Genomic DNA, 16,227 nt, shown 5'->3' with positions numbered 1-16,227 from the left:
TAGGCTGGGGGCGTGACATTCCAGCGGGCGCGAAGCGAGGAGCAGCGGGAGATCCGCCGCCGGGCGATCCTGGACACGGCGGCGACGATGCTCGACGAGATGCCCGTGGCCGAGGTGAGCCTCAACGAGCTCAGCCGGCGCGTGGGCCTGGCCAAGTCGAACGTCCTGCGGTATTTCGAGTCGCGCGAGGCGGTGCTGCTCGAACTGCTGGACGTCTTCCTGGCGAGCTGGCTCGCCGAGCTGGCGGACGAGCTGGCGGCGGGCATCGAGGCGCACGCCGCGCCGGAGGTGCGGGCAGACCAGCTGGCCGAGGTCCTCAGCCGGTCGCTGGCGGACCGGGTGGTGCTGTGCGACCTCTTCGGCGCGCAGGGCGGCGTCCTGGAGCACAACGTCTCGGTCGAGGTGGTCAAGCAGCACAAGCGTTCCGCCCTGAAGCGCCTGGCGACCATGGTCGAACTCGTGCGCCGCCATGTGCCCGAACTCGGCGACGGCGCACAGCTGTTCTGCCTGATGAGCCTGGTCTCGGCCGGCGCCCTGTCGGCATACGTCCCACCGCCGCCCAGCCTCCTCGCCGCCTACGCGGACGAGCCCGCCCTCGGCGTGCTCCACCTGGAGCTGCGTGACGCCCTGCGCGTCTCCTTCGCCTCAGCACTCCTGGGCGTGCTGCCGCGCGCCTGAACCCTTCCGCTTCCACCGCCCTCCGATCGACGCCGCTCCGGTACGTGCACGCCTGCCCGTCGGCAACCTGGTCGGGCTGACGTCGCTGGCTCATGGACATCGATTCCCCCGTGACGCACCGGACGCCGCCGCAACGCGGACGGGCCTCGATAGGTAGCCAGTTGACGTACCTGACAGGAACAAGGTGTCGGGTCGGTCGCGGTGATGCCTCACACGAAACGGAGATCCGGTGTTGGTCGCCCCGACGTTCTCGCGGCCTCTACGACCGGCAGGGAGCGTTTTCCGTCCACCGGGCAGGCCACGTAACACGGTGTGGCGCGTACAGACGAGTGCAGGGCGCCGTGGTTTCACGCGGATGGCATGCCGGAGCCCCACGGCCACCCCGACAAACGGAAGGTCCCGATCACTCCTCGAAACGGAGAAGCAATCGGGACCGGTTAGGGGCCCGCTGTCCACTCGAACAGCGAACGGCGGCCTACCTCAGGGAGGTATCGCGCCGGGCATCGTCAGCGCGATGCTTGGCCGCGAAGAACACCCACTCGATCTCCTCCATCGCCAACGCGTTGATCTCGTCCATGGGGCGCCGCGACCAACTCTCCTCGAAACGGCACAGCGCCGCCTGACGCACCCAGCACCACCACTCGTCCACGGCACCACCAGCACGCCGCAGGCACTCGCGGGCCCAGTCCGCCGCCCACCACCGGCCCGCGTCCAACGCGAGGAACACCAGGACGAGACGGTTACGTGTACTCACCCGGCCCCCTCCCCTCGGCCGCGTGCGCGACGACTCGCAGGAAGCCGGTCCAGATCTCCCGGTAGCCGGTGTGTCCCGTCTCCCGCGCGTGCCGAAGGCACCACTGGGCCCGCTCGGCGGAGTCCTCGTCGTTGGAAGGGTCGCACCCGTCATGACAAGACGTGCACTCCACCTCGAAGATCTGCGGAGAACCGGACGTGTCCGCCCCCAGCGCCCAGCTCCGGGCCGGGACAACAGAGAGTGGCTGCACCAGCCGCCCAGTACGTCGCGACACCGCCAGCGGCATGAAGACGGGGAGCCGCAACGGACGCCCCGACTCGAAGCTCAGGACCACGACCACTCCCCCGGTCGCGAACCGGTCCAGGCGCGATCCGGTCACGGCGAGCCACTGCCCCCGAACCAGGACGAGGTCTCCGCGCCTCACGACGATGGCGCACGCGTGAAGCCTATGCACCATCACGATCACCACCATCCGCACGATGACTGGTGCCGACTTCCGCCCAGAAGACCTTGCCGGGGCCACCCCGATCCCCGAAGCCCCAGGCGTCGGCGAGGGCGCTGACGAGCAGAAGCCCCCTGCCCTCACACGCGTCCACGTCCGGCTTGCACTCCTGCGGCGGGCTCTCGGAACCGTCGTGCACCTCGATGCGCAGGCCACCGTCTACCGACAGGAAGCGGGTCTCAATCTCGCGACCGGGCGAGACACGGGCATGACGCCCCGCATTGGTCAGCAGCTCCGAAAGGACGAGCGCAGCCGAGTCCCGCAACGCCACCAGCCCCCAACCCTCCAGCGCCGCAAGCAACTCGGCGCGGGCAAGCCCGACACAGCGCGGGTGCCGACTCCAACGCCGCACCACCGAAGTCCCCGATGCGTTGCTCATCAGCGCACCACCACGCCGTGAATCACGCTCGGCCCCACATCAATGCCGTGCAACGCCAGCCAGAGCGCCCGCTGCCGCTCCCTGCGCCACCGATTCTCAGCCCGCTGCCAACGGTCGAACGCCGCCTGTGAGAACGGCCCTTCAGCCGGCCGAAGCGGTGAGCCGACGTCCACCACGCCACGGCTGACCACCAGCCGACGCGGGTGGAACGCGACGGGGACAGGTCGCCGGGGGCACACGGGCGGGATGAGCGATGGCGACCCAGGAGTCAGCAGCAGGGCGAGCACCCGCCGTAATGCCCGACCGATAGAATTCAGCATGTCGACGCTCCTTCAAAGCGTTGGCCACGCCCCGGACCCTGCCTGGTCGCGGGGGCTTTTGCTGTCCCGTGCGAGATCACGCGATGCGCATCACGACGACCGGAACATCGCGCCGCCACGCTAGAGGTGTTCGAATCGCTATCGCAAGTCTCACGCCTGCAAATTTGCGAGGACGACTCTGCGAGCGGACTGGCTCCGGCACAGCTCAAAGCGGCACACTGGGGCGGACATTGAGAGGGGAGTGGCCATGCCTGCAGGTGGGAGGCCCACCGTTCGGAGCCGACGGCTCGGGGCGGCACTGAGGCGATACCGCGAGGCGGCAGGCTTGGATCAAGCCGCCGCCGCTGAGGCGATCATGAAGTCGGTCAGCAAGGTGAGTCGCCTTGAGGGCGGGGCCGTGTCGGCATCAGCGCTGGAGGTCCGGACACTCATGGACCGCTATGGGCTGGACGACGCCGACGAACGCGCGAGGTTGGAACGCTGGGCACGCTCCAGCAATGAGCGCGGCTGGTGGCTCGACTATCAGGACACGGTCCGGCCGGACTATGCGGATCACATCACGCTCGAAAATGATTCGACTTACATTCGCTCCTGGGAGCCGGCCCTCATCCCTGGACTGTTGCAGACTCCGGAGTACGCAGAGGCGGTCATTACATCCGGGCCAACATTCATTACCCCGGAGAGAATCAGGCAGCTCGTCAAGGTACGCCAGGAGCGCCAAAGGCGAATCGAAGAGGGAAGGACACACTTCACCGCCATCATCTGGGAGCCCGCCATCACCTCACTAGTGGATGCCCCAGAGTATTGCGAAGCGCAGTGGGCGAGGCTCATCGAAGCAGGCCATAGACAGAATGTCACCGTTCAGGTACTCCCGGAGTCAGCAAGCATGGCAGCGGGCATGTCCGGCGCTTTCGTTGCCTTCTCGTTCGGGGCCGAGCCGAACGTCGAGGCAGTAACTGTGCGAAATGTCGCTAACACGACGGTGGTGGAGTCGGTGGAAGATCTTTCCACCTACATCAACGTCTTTGACCAGCTACGCTCGGCAGCCATGTCCCCGGAGGCGAGTGTGAAGCGAATCCGGCAACTAATCAGCGACCACTAGCAAGAATGAAGGAAGAGTAATCGTGACACCTGAGATTGTCGACTCCTTCTCTAAGTCGTCTTATTCGGATCAGCAAGGAGACTGCGTGGAGTTGGCGCCAATAGCCAACGGCGGCTGCGCCGTTCGGGACAGCAAGGACCTCGGCCGTGGGGTCCAATTCCACGCGCCCTACGCCTGGGGCGCCTTCTTGGGGGCCGTGAAAGGTGACTCCCTCTCTGCAAGATAGGAGACTGCAAGCGGCGCCGGTCACGGCGCTGAGTTCTGGACCCCAACCTCCAGAGACGGGGCCCCAGCTACGCTGCGGGCATTCTGGCCCACCGCTCGCGTTTGCCAACATTGCGCCTTTTCCAACCTTCGGCTGAGCACGGCGGGTGGCGCGATCGCCATGCTTGTGCTTCAAATTCCGTCGGCGTCCAGCCGCTCCGCGGACTTGAGCAGGTACTCGGGCGTTTTGAACTCGCTGCCAACACCTCGATGCCGATGAGGCGGCCGTGCTCGTCGAAGTCGAGGTTGATCATGCCGTCGACGTCCACCGGATCGCAGGGATACGCGTGCGCAGACCGTACGCGGACCTGGGGTTCGGTGAAGTACACATACGCTGCGTCCACGGACTTGTCGTAGGTGACTCTGGCCTCTGTCACAGTGAGCCCCTTTCCAATCCGGTTGGGTCCAACTCCCTCAAGACCCAGACCTCTCGATCCCACCAACCTCACCCGCCGCTTCCGCCGCCTCCTCCACCGCGCGCAGCTCCGGACCATCCGCTTCCATGACCTTCGACACTCGACCGCGACTCTGCTCCTGGAACAGGGCGTTGACCTCGTCGTGATCAAGGAACTCCTCGGCCACGCTCACATCGGCGTCACCGCCGGCGACTACGCCCACGTCCGACTCCGCCTCCAGCGCCAAGCCATCGATACCCTCGGCAACGCCCTCGGGTCGACTGACGACGGACCTGAAGGCCCACCTGCTGCTGCCGTCGTCGTCCGCTGACGTTGCCGTCAAGCTCCCTCCCGGACCACTGCTGCCCCCACCGGATTCTCCGTGGGGGCAGCAGTGTAATTCCTCAGGCAATCCTACGGGGAATCGCCCCAGCAAGGCATCTCAAACCTCGACCCGCACACCCGCGCGCGAGAAGTCAAGAGATTTAATTCCTATTTCTTCGATCCCTCTCGGATTGGATTCCCACGGCCGGAACCCAGCAATCGGACGCGGAGATCCACCTCCCCAAGAATCCCAAGAATCGAAGTAGATCGAAGCTCTGGCTATTGGCCCATAAGGACCAACAGCCACGGGCTCTCCAATCGATTGCTGGATGGCATCCAGCACTTGTCCCACCTGGCCAGCATCGACCCTTTCCAGGGTGCTCCAACAGCCGAGCCAGGACACCGGCGGCAGTGATTCAGGGGACCGCAGGCATACCCAGGTCCTCTCGGGAAGCTCACCATCCCCACGCAGCACGTACGCCGTGAAGTGCACGGAGGACTCCAGTCGGACAGCCCATACCTCCACTAGTTCCCTCCAATCATCATTTCAATGAGTGTATCCGGGCGCATCCGCCCATCCAGAACGCGGTTCCTTATCTCCTCGGTTCTGTTATTCCCGTCAGCGATATGCAGCCGGGATCCGGGAAGATTTATATCATCCCCAGGAGCGAAATCCCTGAACCCGGTAATTGGTTCACGCCCATTCGGCCCGCCGAATCGGATCAGGTCGTCATTGCTCAGCGACGTCACACCGCCATGCCCTGCATCGGCGCTGCCATACATCTGCTCGCGAGTCGCAGGGTTCCCCTGAATGCGGTCCAACATCTCACTCGCCTTTGCATAAAAACGCGTCGGCTTCTCATGGACCGGCAGGTCAGCGAGCTTTCCGTTGCAATTGTGGACAAGGACCGGCGTAGCCCCCGCCAGCACATAGTACGCGTGAACGTCCTGAATGGTCAGATCGTGTGTGCGATGCCGCTCAGCATGGTGGCTAAGTGCAGTGATCTGAACGCGCGTTCCTGCGCTTGTCTTCAACCACTGCCCGACCAGAAGATCGCCAGCCTTGACCCACTGCTTAAGATCTACGACCCAGAATGGGTGAGTATCCGTAGCTGTGATGCTGGACAATTCATTATCAGCGGCAGCTATGGTGACGTCCGTAAAGTCCTTGTCATCCTCCGTAGTAATGGTGTCGACAACCTTTTTATCGACACTTTCCCCGGTGGTCACGTCTGTGGTTCGTACAATGTCGCCAACTTCAACATCTTCGATGGCTTTGCGTGTTCCATCGGCAAGCAGAATACCGGTTCCAGGGAGGAAGCTATGGCACATGCCAAGAGGATTCGCGCCCTTGGATTTCGGAACAGGCCGCGCGCCAGTCCCATCACCTTGCCCAAACATTCCGATCAAGAAACTTGGAACGAGGTAGGCGTCGCTCGATGTGTCGTAGCCCTGGCTGGCGACCCAATCGTCAAAGGAAGCTCCGTAGTCGCAGCCGGGTGCCCCTGCGCCACCGTTCCAGCAGTCGCCGTCTCCGAACACTCCACCGAAATAGGATGCTGTCTGCGGGACGTTCGAGACCAACCCGTAGAAGATTTCTCCCGCTCCGTGGCAGATTCCGGAGAACCAATTATCTCCACAGCCGTCGTTTACACTGCTGCTTTTCCCTGTGGTCCCGGTAGCGGTGCCTCCCGTACTGTCGCCTCCGCCTCCCGTGCCTCCGCCACCGGTACCCATGTTGTTGCCGCCGATGCCGTCGCAGCTGGCGGACATGTTGCCGGCGTAGCAGTTGTCGCTGCCGGCGTAGTCGTCGCCTCCGGGGTCCATGTGCCGCATCAGGCCGGTGGGGTCGGAAGCCGTGACAGGCGTGTTGTCGGCGTAGCTGTAGCCGTTGAGCGACTGGTGATTCTCCGGGGCCAGGATGGGATCGACGCTGATGAACTGGCCGATTCCTGGGTCGTATTCGCGGGCACCGATGTGGGTCAGACCGGTGGACTTGTCAGCCGGTTTACCGAGGAAGGCCTTGTCATCGGGCCAGGTGGTGGGTTCGGTTCCGCGGGGTGCGCCGAAGGGGGTGCTGTAGCGGCGGGTGACGGCTTGGGTGATGGAGTCGATGGCGAGGCTGCTGGTGCCGTGGTGGTCGGCGGCGAGGAAGGTGAGCTTGCTGCCTGCCGTACCGACGGTTGCCGTGCGTACGGCGATGGCCTGGCCGGCGGCGCTGTAGTAGCGAGTGCCGGTGGCCGTCTTGGTGGAACCCTTGGTAGTGAGACGGACTTCGGTTGCGCCGAGGTAGAGGACAGTGTCGCCGTCGCCGGTGGCGCGGCGGATGAGGAGTTCGCCGTCGGCGTCGTAAAGGTAGTCCGTCTTGAGGGCGGGCTTGTCTTTAGCGGCCGGTTCTGTGGTGGCGACGAGTTTGCCTTCGGAGTTCCAGGTCAGGGTCTGGGTGGCCTGGGTACCGGGGCGGGTGTGGGTGTTTCCGGCGGTGTCGTAGGTGTAGGTGCCGGTCTTCGCGCCGGTGGTGCTGGTGACGGGGTGGGGCTGGCCGGTCGTGGTGCCGTAGGTGGAGGTGGTGGTGGTGTTGCCGGCCGTGGTGTGGTTGGTCTCGGTGGTGCGCTGGCCGGCGGTGTTGTAGGTGTAGCTGGTCCAGTAGGGGGCCGGCCCGTCAATGTTCGCTGTCGTGCGTCCGGCGGCGGAGCAGTCGGCGGTCTTGGGTGTCCAGGCCTCGGTCAGGCGGAGGTAGCCGTCGTAGTCGAAGCACTGGTAGTCGGGCTCTGCGGTGCCTCCGGCGTTGGTTCCGTCGAAGATCGAGGTGACGTTTCCGGCGTCGTCCTGGGTGAACTTGAGGTCCTGCAGCATGTACGGGTGGGTCTGGTCCGTGACGTGTGTGTCCGTCAGCCGGCCGGTGCCTTCCTCGTACGTGTTGGTGATGTAAGCGTTCTTGCCTTCGGGACCGCCGATGCCGAGGGTCAGCTGCTCCGTCTGACCGGTGGCGGAGTAGCTCGCGCCGAGGAGATAGCCGGTGAATCCGGTCGAGGCCGTCATCTGGCCGACGCCGTTGTATTTGTACCCGACCGCTTCCGCTTCGAGTCCGGCGACCGCGGGCTCGCGGGTGGATTGCACGGCCCCGTCGATGCCGAGGTCGGTGGAGAACTTGAGCGTGGCGGGGACGCCTGCGGCGACGAGGGGATCGTCAGTGGGAAGGGTGAGCTGGGAGGCTGTGGCTCGGCCCATGCTGTCGTAGGCGGTGACGGCCTTGGTGTATGCCTGTCCGCCCAGTCCGCCGACGTAGCGGGTGGAGGAGGTCAGTTGTCCCTTGGCGACGGTGTCGTAGACGCGACCGGTGAGCTGGTTGGCGTCGGTCTTCGTGCCCGACCAGGTTGCCTGGACCCGGCCCAGTTCGTCGTACGAGGTCAGAAGAGACTGGCCTCGTGAGTCGGTGGCCTTCACCGCCCGGTCGAGCACGTCGTACGCGGTGACCGAGGTGCCCTTGTCCGGGTCGGCTGCGCTGACCTGGCGTCCGAAGAGGTCGTAGGTGTACGTCCATTTCGACTGGTCCGGGCCGGTGATCGAAGTCTGCAGTCCGTCGTTGGTGTAGGCGGTTCGGGTCGAGGTGTACGGGGTTCCGAGCGTGGCCCCGTAGGCGGTGTCGTCCGGCTTCTCGCCGGCGTAGGTCCGGGTCTCGACCGTGCGGCCTCTGGCGTCGGTGAGCGTTCGGGCCGCGTTACCGCCGTCCACCGCCGTGGACGCTGTCGAGTCGCCCGTGTAGCTGGTGGTGGTGGTCCACTTGTCGACGCCGAAGACCAGCAGCGTGCTGGAGGTTGCGCGCTCGGCTCCGTCGAATACGGTCTTGGTCTGTTTCGGGGCTTCACCGTATTCGGCCCGGGTATACGTGCCGTCCGGTGTGCTGGTCTTGTCGAAGATGTCGGCGTACGTCTGGTAGGCCAGCCCGCGGGTGTCGTACCGGGTATCAGTGAGGAGCCGTCCGCCGAGCGGCGTCGGGGACTGTGTCTGCAGAGGGCGCAGCAGGGCGTCGTACACGGCGTAGGTGGTGTTGTACGAAGTGCCGTCCGCCTTCAGGGTCGAGGTGGCGACGGAGGAGGTAGTGGTGTTGCTGAGGCTGTAGGCGAACTTCAGGTTGGGGTCCTGGGTGCCGCGGATGCGGTTGGGCCGCCAGACCTCGGTCACCCTCCCGAGGGCGTCGTATGCCTGCTCGGTCTTCTTGAGGTTCGCGTCGTAAACCCGCTCGGCAAGCCCACGTCGCGGGTCGAGGAACCTGACCACGTTGTGGCCCTTGGCATTCGTGCCCACGGTCTTGGTGAGCGGTCCGGCATCAGCAGGGGTGTAGACGGTCGTGGCCGTCTTGCCCTCGGCGTTGGTGACAGCCTTGGGGCGGCCGAGGGTGTCGTACGTGGTGCCAGCGACCCGTTGCCAGCCGGTCGGGTGGCGCTCATTGCTGACCATCGCGGCTGGGTAGCCGGTCGCCCTGCCTGTCCAGGTGGCGTCGCCCTTCGTGGGCTGCTGGGTGGCAGTCCAGCCGGTGGCGGTGGCGCTGTCGTAGACGGTGGCCGTGTCGGAGACGCCGTTTCCGCGGGTGGTGGTGTCGGCGGGGAGGGTGAGGGCGTCTTCCTTGATGCCGCAGCTTCTGGTCACCGTGCGGACACGGGAGACCAGGGAGGTCAGTCCGGTCGCGTCATTGCGTGCATACCAGGTGCGGGTACAGGTCTCGTCACCCCCCTTGGTCATGTCTCCGTAGTCGGACGTGGCCTTCGTCATGCCGTAGGCGTCGAAGGAGTTCGCGTTGCCGGTGGAACGCCAGCTTTTGGTGCTGGAGAGGTAGGTGTAGTTCGTCGTCGCGCGGGTGCGAACGTAGCGGGCAATGTGGTCACCGGCTCCGGGAATGCTCTGACGGGCCGTGTCCGACGACCAAGGTTCCGCCATTTTCGCGGAGATGGCGGTGGAGCCGTCGTACGTGACGCTCTGCCGCAAATGACCCGCGAACTGGTCGCTATCCTTGAAGTCAGCGATCTCCAGAGCGGGGGAGGCCAGAGCGGCAACCGTGACGGACTTGGGAGTCCCGCTCTTCTGCTTGTCCCCGTCCATGCCCTGCAAGTACAGGGAGACGGTCTTGGATCGGGTGGTGCTCTTGGCACCGCTGTAGACGGTGACTTGTCGGTATCCGCGCCAGTCGGACCAGGTTCGTTCGTCTTCAGGGGTGAGTGGCTCGTCGCTGTAGTGCCAGGCCGCCCCGCTGTACACGTACTCGTGCTCGACGATCTCGTTCTTCCCGCTGGGGTCAGCGGCGGAGACGGCGAGTACGCGGTATTTGTGGAACCAGTCGACTGAGGCTTCGCTCGCGCCGTTGATGTTCCAGTACTGCGGGTAGCAGGCACGGGTGTTGGTGTCCTGCGCGGCCCCGAGGACCTCGCTGCGGACGCACTCCGGCTCTTCGGAGAGCGTCACCGTGGTGATGGCGCCGGTCTCGGAGGTGATGGTCGAGATCCGTGGTCGGGTCATGGGCAGGATGTCGTCGGTGGCGTCGACCCGGTTCTGCCGCATTTGGTAAGTGAAGGTGACCGGCTTGAGTGCGATGGCCGTGCCGGTTCTGCCGGTGCGGGTAATCGACTTCAGTGTGAGGACCTGGTCGGAGGTGTCCCCGATGTCACCTCCGTCCTTGTACTCCTGGAGGAATTCCCAGGAGTCCACGGGGTCGTAGGCGCTGGTCGCGGCCGACCAGGACAAGGTGTTGATGCCGGTCAGCCTCATGCGGGAGAAGAACGTCGCCGAAGCAGTGTTGCAGTCGGTGCTGTCCTTGGCGCAGATGGCATCGAAAGGAACATCCGGCCAGTGCTCGGAGGTGTCCTTGGTGAGGCTGGCGCAGTCGGCTGCGGATGCGGTGCAGCGCTCGTCGTAGTCGAACGTGACGCGGCCGTCGGCATTGTCTGTGAAGAGCGCACCCTTGCGGAGGCCGTACTTGATCTCCTTGAGGTACCCGCCGCGTGTGTAGGACGTGTCGGCCTTGGTTGCCTTGTTCTTCTTGTAGTAGTTGGACTCGGCGGTGTACCAGTAGGTGGATGCGTTGTCGTGGGTGTCCACCACGTAGTCGAGGTTCCAACGCCACGCCTGGTCGACCGACCGGTCCGCGAACGCGGAGCCGTTGCTGTACCCGGGCTCGCCCGTGTCGTCGCCGTAGACCGGCACGGTCCATGTGGAGTTCGTGCGCTCGCTGCCCGCGCCATCGAGCTTGTTCAGGCCGAAGACGTACTTCGTGCCATCCCCCGTGACGACCGTCCAGTACTCCCCGTCGTTGTCGTCGTTCACGGCACCGGTGGACCTGGTGACCTGGGAGGCATCGTCCCCCTGCAGTCGCCACTTGCCGGTGGTGTCGTCCTTGACCAGCCGTGTCGACCTGCCGTTCAGGACGAGGTTGGCGTTGTCGTACTTCCAGCAGCGGTCGAAGACGTCCTCGTGCCCGTCGTCGTCACAACTGCCGTAGGACCGCTCGATGTAGGACTCGGTCACCGAGAAGCCCTCGCCTACCGAGGTCCCCTGGTTGTTCGTCGTCGCGGTGCGTCCATCAATGCTGCCCGAGTCGTAGGACAGCCCCAGCGAGGGTGAGGGGCCGGCGGCAGCAGGGGGCATCGTGAATCCGTAGTTCCAGGTGAAGGAGCCGGAGCTGCCGCCCGCCTGCCAGGATGAGGATTCCGAGAGCTTCGTCGCCGTGTAGTCGCCGGTGCCCTTGGGTGATTCGCCGGAACTGGCGGCCGCGGCGGTCAGTGCCAGAACGGTCGCCGTTGCGGACTTCTCGCCCGTGAGCGGGGCGTCGGTGGACTCCGCGCCCGGCAGTGCGACGGATGCGGACACGGTCTGCTTGCTGAAGTCGTTGTCCGAATCGAGTGGGGTCTGCTTTCGGCAGCTCTGCCTCTCAGGGGTACTCAGCGCACATGCCGGCAACTGCACAAGACGGAGGCGCCCTGACCAGCCACCGCCCACCGCGGAAGCGAAGCGGCCGTAGTCGACGGATACCTCGGACTAGCCGGCCGACTCCGCGACAGCCGTCAGTACCACGCCGGTGATCCCCAACCGGTCGGTTGCCGCCCGGCCGAGGACCTCCACCCGTGTGTCGACGGCGGACCCGCCGCCCGAAGAGACCTGCCCGCGTCCCTTCGCTGTGGGTCGGGACAGTGTGATCGGCAGACCTCCGGGGCTCAGTTTCGTGCCGGTGCCGGAAGCGATACTGCCGGTGGCCGCACCGCCCTTGGGCCAGCTGACCCGCTGCTGTGCCTCTGCCTCCTTGGCCTGGGCAGCATTGGCCTTCCGGTCGCGCGCCACCCGGTCACGGGCTGCTTTGCCCCCCAGGCCCGTCACCTTCTCTACTTTGCTGACACGCTGTTCGGGAACGTCAGGACGCCCGAGACCGAACTCCTGGGCGGATGCCACCGGGCTCAGGCCTGCGGGAACGAGTACAGCCAGCGCCAGCGCCGAAATCAGAAGCCGACTGTCCCGGCGTCGCGTCGCCTGCCGCCATCTGCTTGTGGTGCCTATGCCAAAAGCCATGGTTTACCCATCCCCACCCGAATGTCACACCGAAAGAAGCGATCAAGATCAATGAGGGCTGTCGAGCAGCCCTGGAGACATGGCGGCGCGGCTCACCCGCGCCGCCATGCCTCGTGTTCTCGCGTCATTCACCCACTGCTGAGCCGAACTGGGCCTCGCCTGCCATGGCCCCGGACCAGACACGGACCTCCGCGATGCGTCCAGGAAGGAAGTGCTGCCAGCTGCCGGAACTGACTCCCTTTCCGATGGCGAAGTCCCCAGCGCCAGGTTTCGCGGTGAATGTCTTCGGCTCTCCGTTGAGGTCCTGGCCAACACGCAACGCGATCGTCGCGTCCTGGGCATCGAAGACGCCGGTGAGCCGGACCGAGCTGCCCAGTGAGGCCGCCTCATCGGACGCCACAGAGGTGAAGGAGCCATCCGTGTTCAACCGGCCGAAGTGCCAGAGGCCGATGGGGACAATCCGCTCTTCCAGCGTCTCCTCGTCCAGAACCGTCTCGTGCTTCGTGACCTCGTACCACAGGCCCCAGGCAGACCCGCTTGCCGTCCGCTGTCCAAGAACCTGGCCGACATAGCCCACCGGCTGGGCGGCAAGCTTGGCCTCGTCGAGCGTCACAAGAGTGGTCACCGTGAACGATCCCGTGTCATCGACGAGAGGCCCCGGTGTTGTGGCGGCGTCGTCCTCTCCGTCCAGCACAATCTCCGCACCGTCCACGGAAGCGCCGCCCGAGAGGGTCAGGTCGCGGCCGTAATCCGCCGCAGTGTCATGGCCCGGTGTGACACTGGGAAGATCAGGAGACCAATCCGCCACCAGCTCAACTCCCGCGAACCCTCCACTCGTCAGGAGCTTCGACTCCTCGGCGATCTCCTCGCTGGAAAGGGCGCGCTGCCACATCGCTACCTCGTCCACGGACCCGGCTACGTAGTCGGAATAGGTGTCGGACCACCTGCTCCGGCCGATCTGCACCGGCCCCCGCCCCGCCCACGCCGTCGTATACGGCACCGAGTCTTGAAAACGGCCATTGACGTAGAGGGACAGCGTCTTGGCGTCGGCATCAAACACACCCGTCAGATGCGTCCAGACCTTGAGCGTCGCAGCGCCCTCGGATTCCGCCCGCTGATAGCTCCATGAGGTGCCCACCGCCGCATCCGAGTCAACGGCCCGGAACGTCCACTTTCGCGCGTCCACCTCGTATGCGAGGAGGAAGGGACTTCGGTGCACCCCGTCCTGACTGACGAACGTGCGGTTCCGGGAACCGTCATCCAGCCTCACCCAGGCCGACACGGTGTACGAGGCCCGCGTCTCCAGAGCCGGCCCGCTTGTCGCCGCGTACCCACTACTCCCATCCAGCGCGAGCCCCTTGTCCATCACCGGCTCCGCAAGTGGCTGGCCTGCGGCATCGCGAGTGATCTCGCCTCTGCGCCCCCGGCCGTCGCGCACGGCACCACCGTTCAGGACAGCATCATGACGGTCTGCCCCCTGTACGGCAGAGTCGTCCGCGACACCCGATGTCTCGCCGAAATGCCAGCGCGCTACAGCGCCTTCGCCCACGGCAACCAGAAATTCGGTCACGCGCGTCGCACCCCACCGTCCGAGCGGATCCTTGGCCCGCACCTGAAGCTGGTAGGTCCCCGAATGCTGCGGCGTGATGTCCTTCTTGACTGTCGCGCCTGCGAGATCGGACGACCATGCGGAGTCCGATGACAGCCGGTACGCGTAAGCGGCATTGACGTCCCCGGTACCTGGGGCGTCAATGCCACCGGTACCTGGTCCGAACGTGAAGGTGTCCTTCACCCCGGGACCACCTGCGGGCACGCAAGCCTGGACCGTGCAGGGGCTGTAGATTGTACCGAACGTGACCGACGGGGCCTTCGGGGCTGTGTGGTCGATCTTGAAGTAGCAGAATGCCGACGCCGTGCTGGTCAGGTGGCTGGCGCCGTAGTACGACCACGTCCACGCCTGATACCGGTACAACGTGTTGTCGCTCAGAGCCGACCAGACCAGTGTCACCTTTCTTCCATCACCTACGTATCCGGTGGAGGGTCTCTCGGACCCGTTCCCCGGATTGACGTCGGACCAGGTTCCGTCAAGGTTCCGCCGGTCGACATCGAAGTAGACGCGCAACTGGGCTTCACTCTCACCACCGGGGGCCGTTTGCGCGGTGGCTGTCAGAGACGGCTCGGGGTCTGTGACCACAGACGGGAAAATAGAGCTTTGCTCGCAGACTGTGCCGGAGCCAGTGATGACGCCTGTGCCAGTCGGCTTGGCGGGAAGCCCGACGAAGTCCACGGCCAGGACCGCATCATTCTTGAATCGCTTCCACGCCGAAGTGTCCGACTCGTCATGCGCCCGGATCTCCAGCGTCAGCCGTGAGAACTTGCCGGCCGCGAACGCCTGCACGGTCGGCGTCAGATTCTCGTTCGGTTCATCTGGGCTGTCATTGAACTCGATCGCAGCCTGGGGAGAGTCAGGGTCACACAACGATCCGCGCCCCGCGGACACATACCGGTCCACCATCCAGTCCAGTTCCTTGGGGCGGGACGACCAGGTGGTGGCAGTTGAAATGTTGTTCGTTCGTACCAGGTCGACCGTACGAGGGCTGCACTGGAACGCCCACGGCTCCGTCACGCGGAACGTCGCATCCAGGATCTTCTTGCCCTTGAGCTCTGCCGGGGAGAACTCGAAGTAGAGGCGCTGCGTATATCCGGGGCCGCAGTAGTGACCGTCCCAGGAACCACACTTCCCGGCCCCCATGCCCTGACCGTCGCTTCCGTTGCCCCATCCGTAGGATTCGTAACCGTCGGAACGAAGAAGGATCCTCTCCGACGCACCCCAGGGCGGGTCGATGAACAGCGGGAACGCGTCAGCGTCCGTCCCCTCCAGCATGGCGCTGTCCGGGACGATCGCCATGCTGCCATCTGCCAAGTGAACGTCGACTTGGCTGACGTTGTCGCCCTGCCCCGGCGCCAGCCCTGTCCCTGAGGAGCCCGCTTCCGCTGTGTCCCCTGCTTCCGTACCGCTCTCACCCTCGGCCGCTTCCCTCGCCTGAGGTTGCGTAGTGGAGGCTGCGCCGGCGGAGTCCCACATCTGGGCCGGAGGCGCCCGGAAGACGGTGTTGCCGTTCCCGTCTACAGCGGCAAGGTTCCCTGCGACGCCCTGCCCTACGCTCAGCCCCTGCGTCTTCAGCCCGAAGGTGAGCTTCTTCAGTTCCGGGTCGGCGGCCGCTTCCGGAGTCTTGATCACCAGTACCTGCTGAAAGCTCTCCACCGTTGCGGTGACCTTCAGGTCGACGCCGACCATCACCTCGGGGTAGAGAGCGCTCGGGCCGTCAAGTCGAGGTTCAGGAAGCGCCTCGGGCCATTCGAACTTCAAGCTCCGGCCCTGGTCGGAAATCGTCGCGAGCGGATCACCACCACCACCGGAGAACGTCATATCTACAGACGCAGCCTTGGGTGCGACCGATCCGTCCGCACGCTGCTCGAGGGTCGGGTCCGGCACCTGCCATCCGCCACCGGCCTTCGCCACACGAACAGGGACGACGGACCGCTCAAGAGTGAAAGTGGAGCCGTCCGGGTTCGCAAACACCGTCGCCCGCTCTGAACGCTCCCCCACCACCTCGACCCGGCTACCCGACGCCTCCGCCTGAGCCAACGCCTGCTGGCCTTCAGTCAATTCAGCGGAATCGGTGGTTCGCGGAGCAGCCTGACCGGTCGGTTGCGGCAGGGCAAAGAGCGACAGCATGACCGCCCCCACCACGCTCCATATCGCCTGTCTTCGCACACGCCGAACCCGCATCTCCACAGCCCTCACCTCTAAAAGGTCACACGATCGCCACAAGGCGAGCGCAAGTGAAAATCAGAGTGCCTCGTCGCGTCAAGGACTCTGACGCTGCAGACAGATTCTTGAGCTGCGGGGATGGATGAGATGCCCGTTTTGGCACGTGGACGCGCAAGAGCA

At 65.1% G+C, this 16,227-nt stretch carries 9 protein-coding genes and 2 pseudogenes; 4 read left to right on the top strand and 7 right to left on the bottom strand.

Going from position 1 to position 16,227, the window contains the following annotated elements:
* Positions 1-12: 12 nt before the first annotated feature.
* On the top strand, positions 13-678 hold the full coding sequence (locus tag ACIBJG_RS06175) for a TetR family transcriptional regulator (protein WP_399304412.1): 666 nt from the start codon (positions 13-15) through the stop codon (positions 676-678).
* Between the two features lie 475 nt (positions 679-1,153).
* On the opposite strand, the gene ACIBJG_RS06170 is transcribed toward ACIBJG_RS06175, so the two are convergent.
* The 4 genes from ACIBJG_RS06170 to ACIBJG_RS06155 are packed head-to-tail and all read right to left on the bottom strand — an operon-like array spanning position 1,154 to position 2,633.
* Entirely contained in the window at positions 1,154-1,432 is a 279-nt protein-coding gene (locus ACIBJG_RS06170) for a hypothetical protein (protein WP_399304410.1), read from the bottom strand.
* Entirely contained in the window at positions 1,419-1,856 is a 438-nt protein-coding gene (locus tag ACIBJG_RS06165) for a hypothetical protein (RefSeq protein WP_399304408.1), read from the bottom strand. The genes ACIBJG_RS06170 and ACIBJG_RS06165 overlap by 14 nt, the downstream gene beginning before the upstream one ends.
* Before the next feature lie 22 nt (positions 1,857-1,878).
* Positions 1,879-2,313: an ATP-binding protein gene (locus tag ACIBJG_RS06160; RefSeq protein ID WP_399304406.1), complete on the bottom strand. Its 435-nt coding sequence runs from the start codon at positions 2,311-2,313 to the stop codon at positions 1,879-1,881.
* A complete protein-coding gene (locus ACIBJG_RS06155) occupies positions 2,313-2,633 on the bottom strand; it encodes a hypothetical protein (protein WP_399304404.1) in 321 nt (106 codons plus the stop codon). The genes ACIBJG_RS06160 and ACIBJG_RS06155 overlap by 1 nt, the downstream gene beginning before the upstream one ends.
* A 247-nt stretch (positions 2,634-2,880) precedes the next feature.
* On the opposite strand from ACIBJG_RS06155, the gene ACIBJG_RS06150 reads away from it, so the two are divergent.
* Both ACIBJG_RS06150 and ACIBJG_RS06145 read left to right on the top strand, forming a co-directional pair.
* A complete protein-coding gene (locus ACIBJG_RS06150; protein WP_399304402.1) occupies positions 2,881-3,735 on the top strand; it encodes a helix-turn-helix domain-containing protein in 855 nt (284 codons plus the stop codon).
* Positions 3,736-3,757: 22 nt separating this feature from the next.
* Complete coding sequence (locus ACIBJG_RS06145; protein ID WP_399304400.1) at positions 3,758-3,961, top strand: DUF397 domain-containing protein; 204 nt, start codon at positions 3,758-3,760, stop codon at positions 3,959-3,961.
* Between the two features lie 67 nt (positions 3,962-4,028).
* Here ACIBJG_RS06145 and ACIBJG_RS06140 read toward each other — a convergent pair whose 3' ends face one another.
* The gene (locus tag ACIBJG_RS06140; protein ID WP_399304398.1) at positions 4,029-4,493 is read right to left on the bottom strand and encodes a DUF2283 domain-containing protein; all 465 of its coding nucleotides are present in this window, start codon (positions 4,491-4,493) and stop codon (positions 4,029-4,031) included.
* Between ACIBJG_RS06140 and ACIBJG_RS06135 the strand changes: the two are divergent.
* Positions 4,423-4,725 (top strand): annotated as a pseudogene (locus tag ACIBJG_RS06135) (tyrosine-type recombinase/integrase); the annotation flags it as partial. The gene ACIBJG_RS06140 and the pseudogene ACIBJG_RS06135 overlap by 71 nt on opposite strands.
* 737 nt (positions 4,726-5,462) lie before the next feature.
* Here the strand turns inward: ACIBJG_RS06135 and ACIBJG_RS06130 are convergent.
* Together ACIBJG_RS06130 and ACIBJG_RS06125 are read right to left on the bottom strand one after the other, a co-directional pair.
* Positions 5,463-12,272 (bottom strand): annotated as a pseudogene (locus tag ACIBJG_RS06130) (RHS repeat-associated core domain-containing protein); the annotation flags it as partial.
* A gap of 124 nt (positions 12,273-12,396) precedes the next feature.
* Entirely contained in the window at positions 12,397-16,011 is a 3,615-nt protein-coding gene (locus ACIBJG_RS06125) for a LamG domain-containing protein (protein WP_399304396.1), read from the bottom strand.
* Positions 16,012-16,227 lie beyond the last annotated feature (216 nt).

This window comes from Streptomyces sp. NPDC050422 (assembly GCF_044458665.1).
Taxonomy (GTDB): Bacteria; Actinomycetota; Actinomycetes; order Streptomycetales; family Streptomycetaceae; genus Streptomyces.
This window is presented reverse-complemented; position numbering and strand designations above follow the sequence as displayed.

Excerpts from the sequence above, each read along its gene's own strand:
- ACIBJG_RS06150 (WP_399304402.1), top strand. The coding sequence starts at position 2,881 with ATGCCTGCAGGTGGGAGGCCCACCGTTCGGAGCCGACGGCTCGGGGCG.
- ACIBJG_RS06125 (WP_399304396.1), bottom strand. The coding sequence starts at position 16,011 with ATGCTGTCGCTCTTTGCCCTGCCGCAACCGACCGGTCAGGCTGCTCCG.
- ACIBJG_RS06140 (WP_399304398.1), bottom strand. The coding sequence starts at position 4,493 with ATGGTCCGGAGCTGCGCGCGGTGGAGGAGGCGGCGGAAGCGGCGGGTG.
- ACIBJG_RS06155 (WP_399304404.1), bottom strand. The coding sequence starts at position 2,633 with ATGCTGAATTCTATCGGTCGGGCATTACGGCGGGTGCTCGCCCTGCTG.
- ACIBJG_RS06160 (WP_399304406.1), bottom strand. The coding sequence starts at position 2,313 with ATGAGCAACGCATCGGGGACTTCGGTGGTGCGGCGTTGGAGTCGGCAC.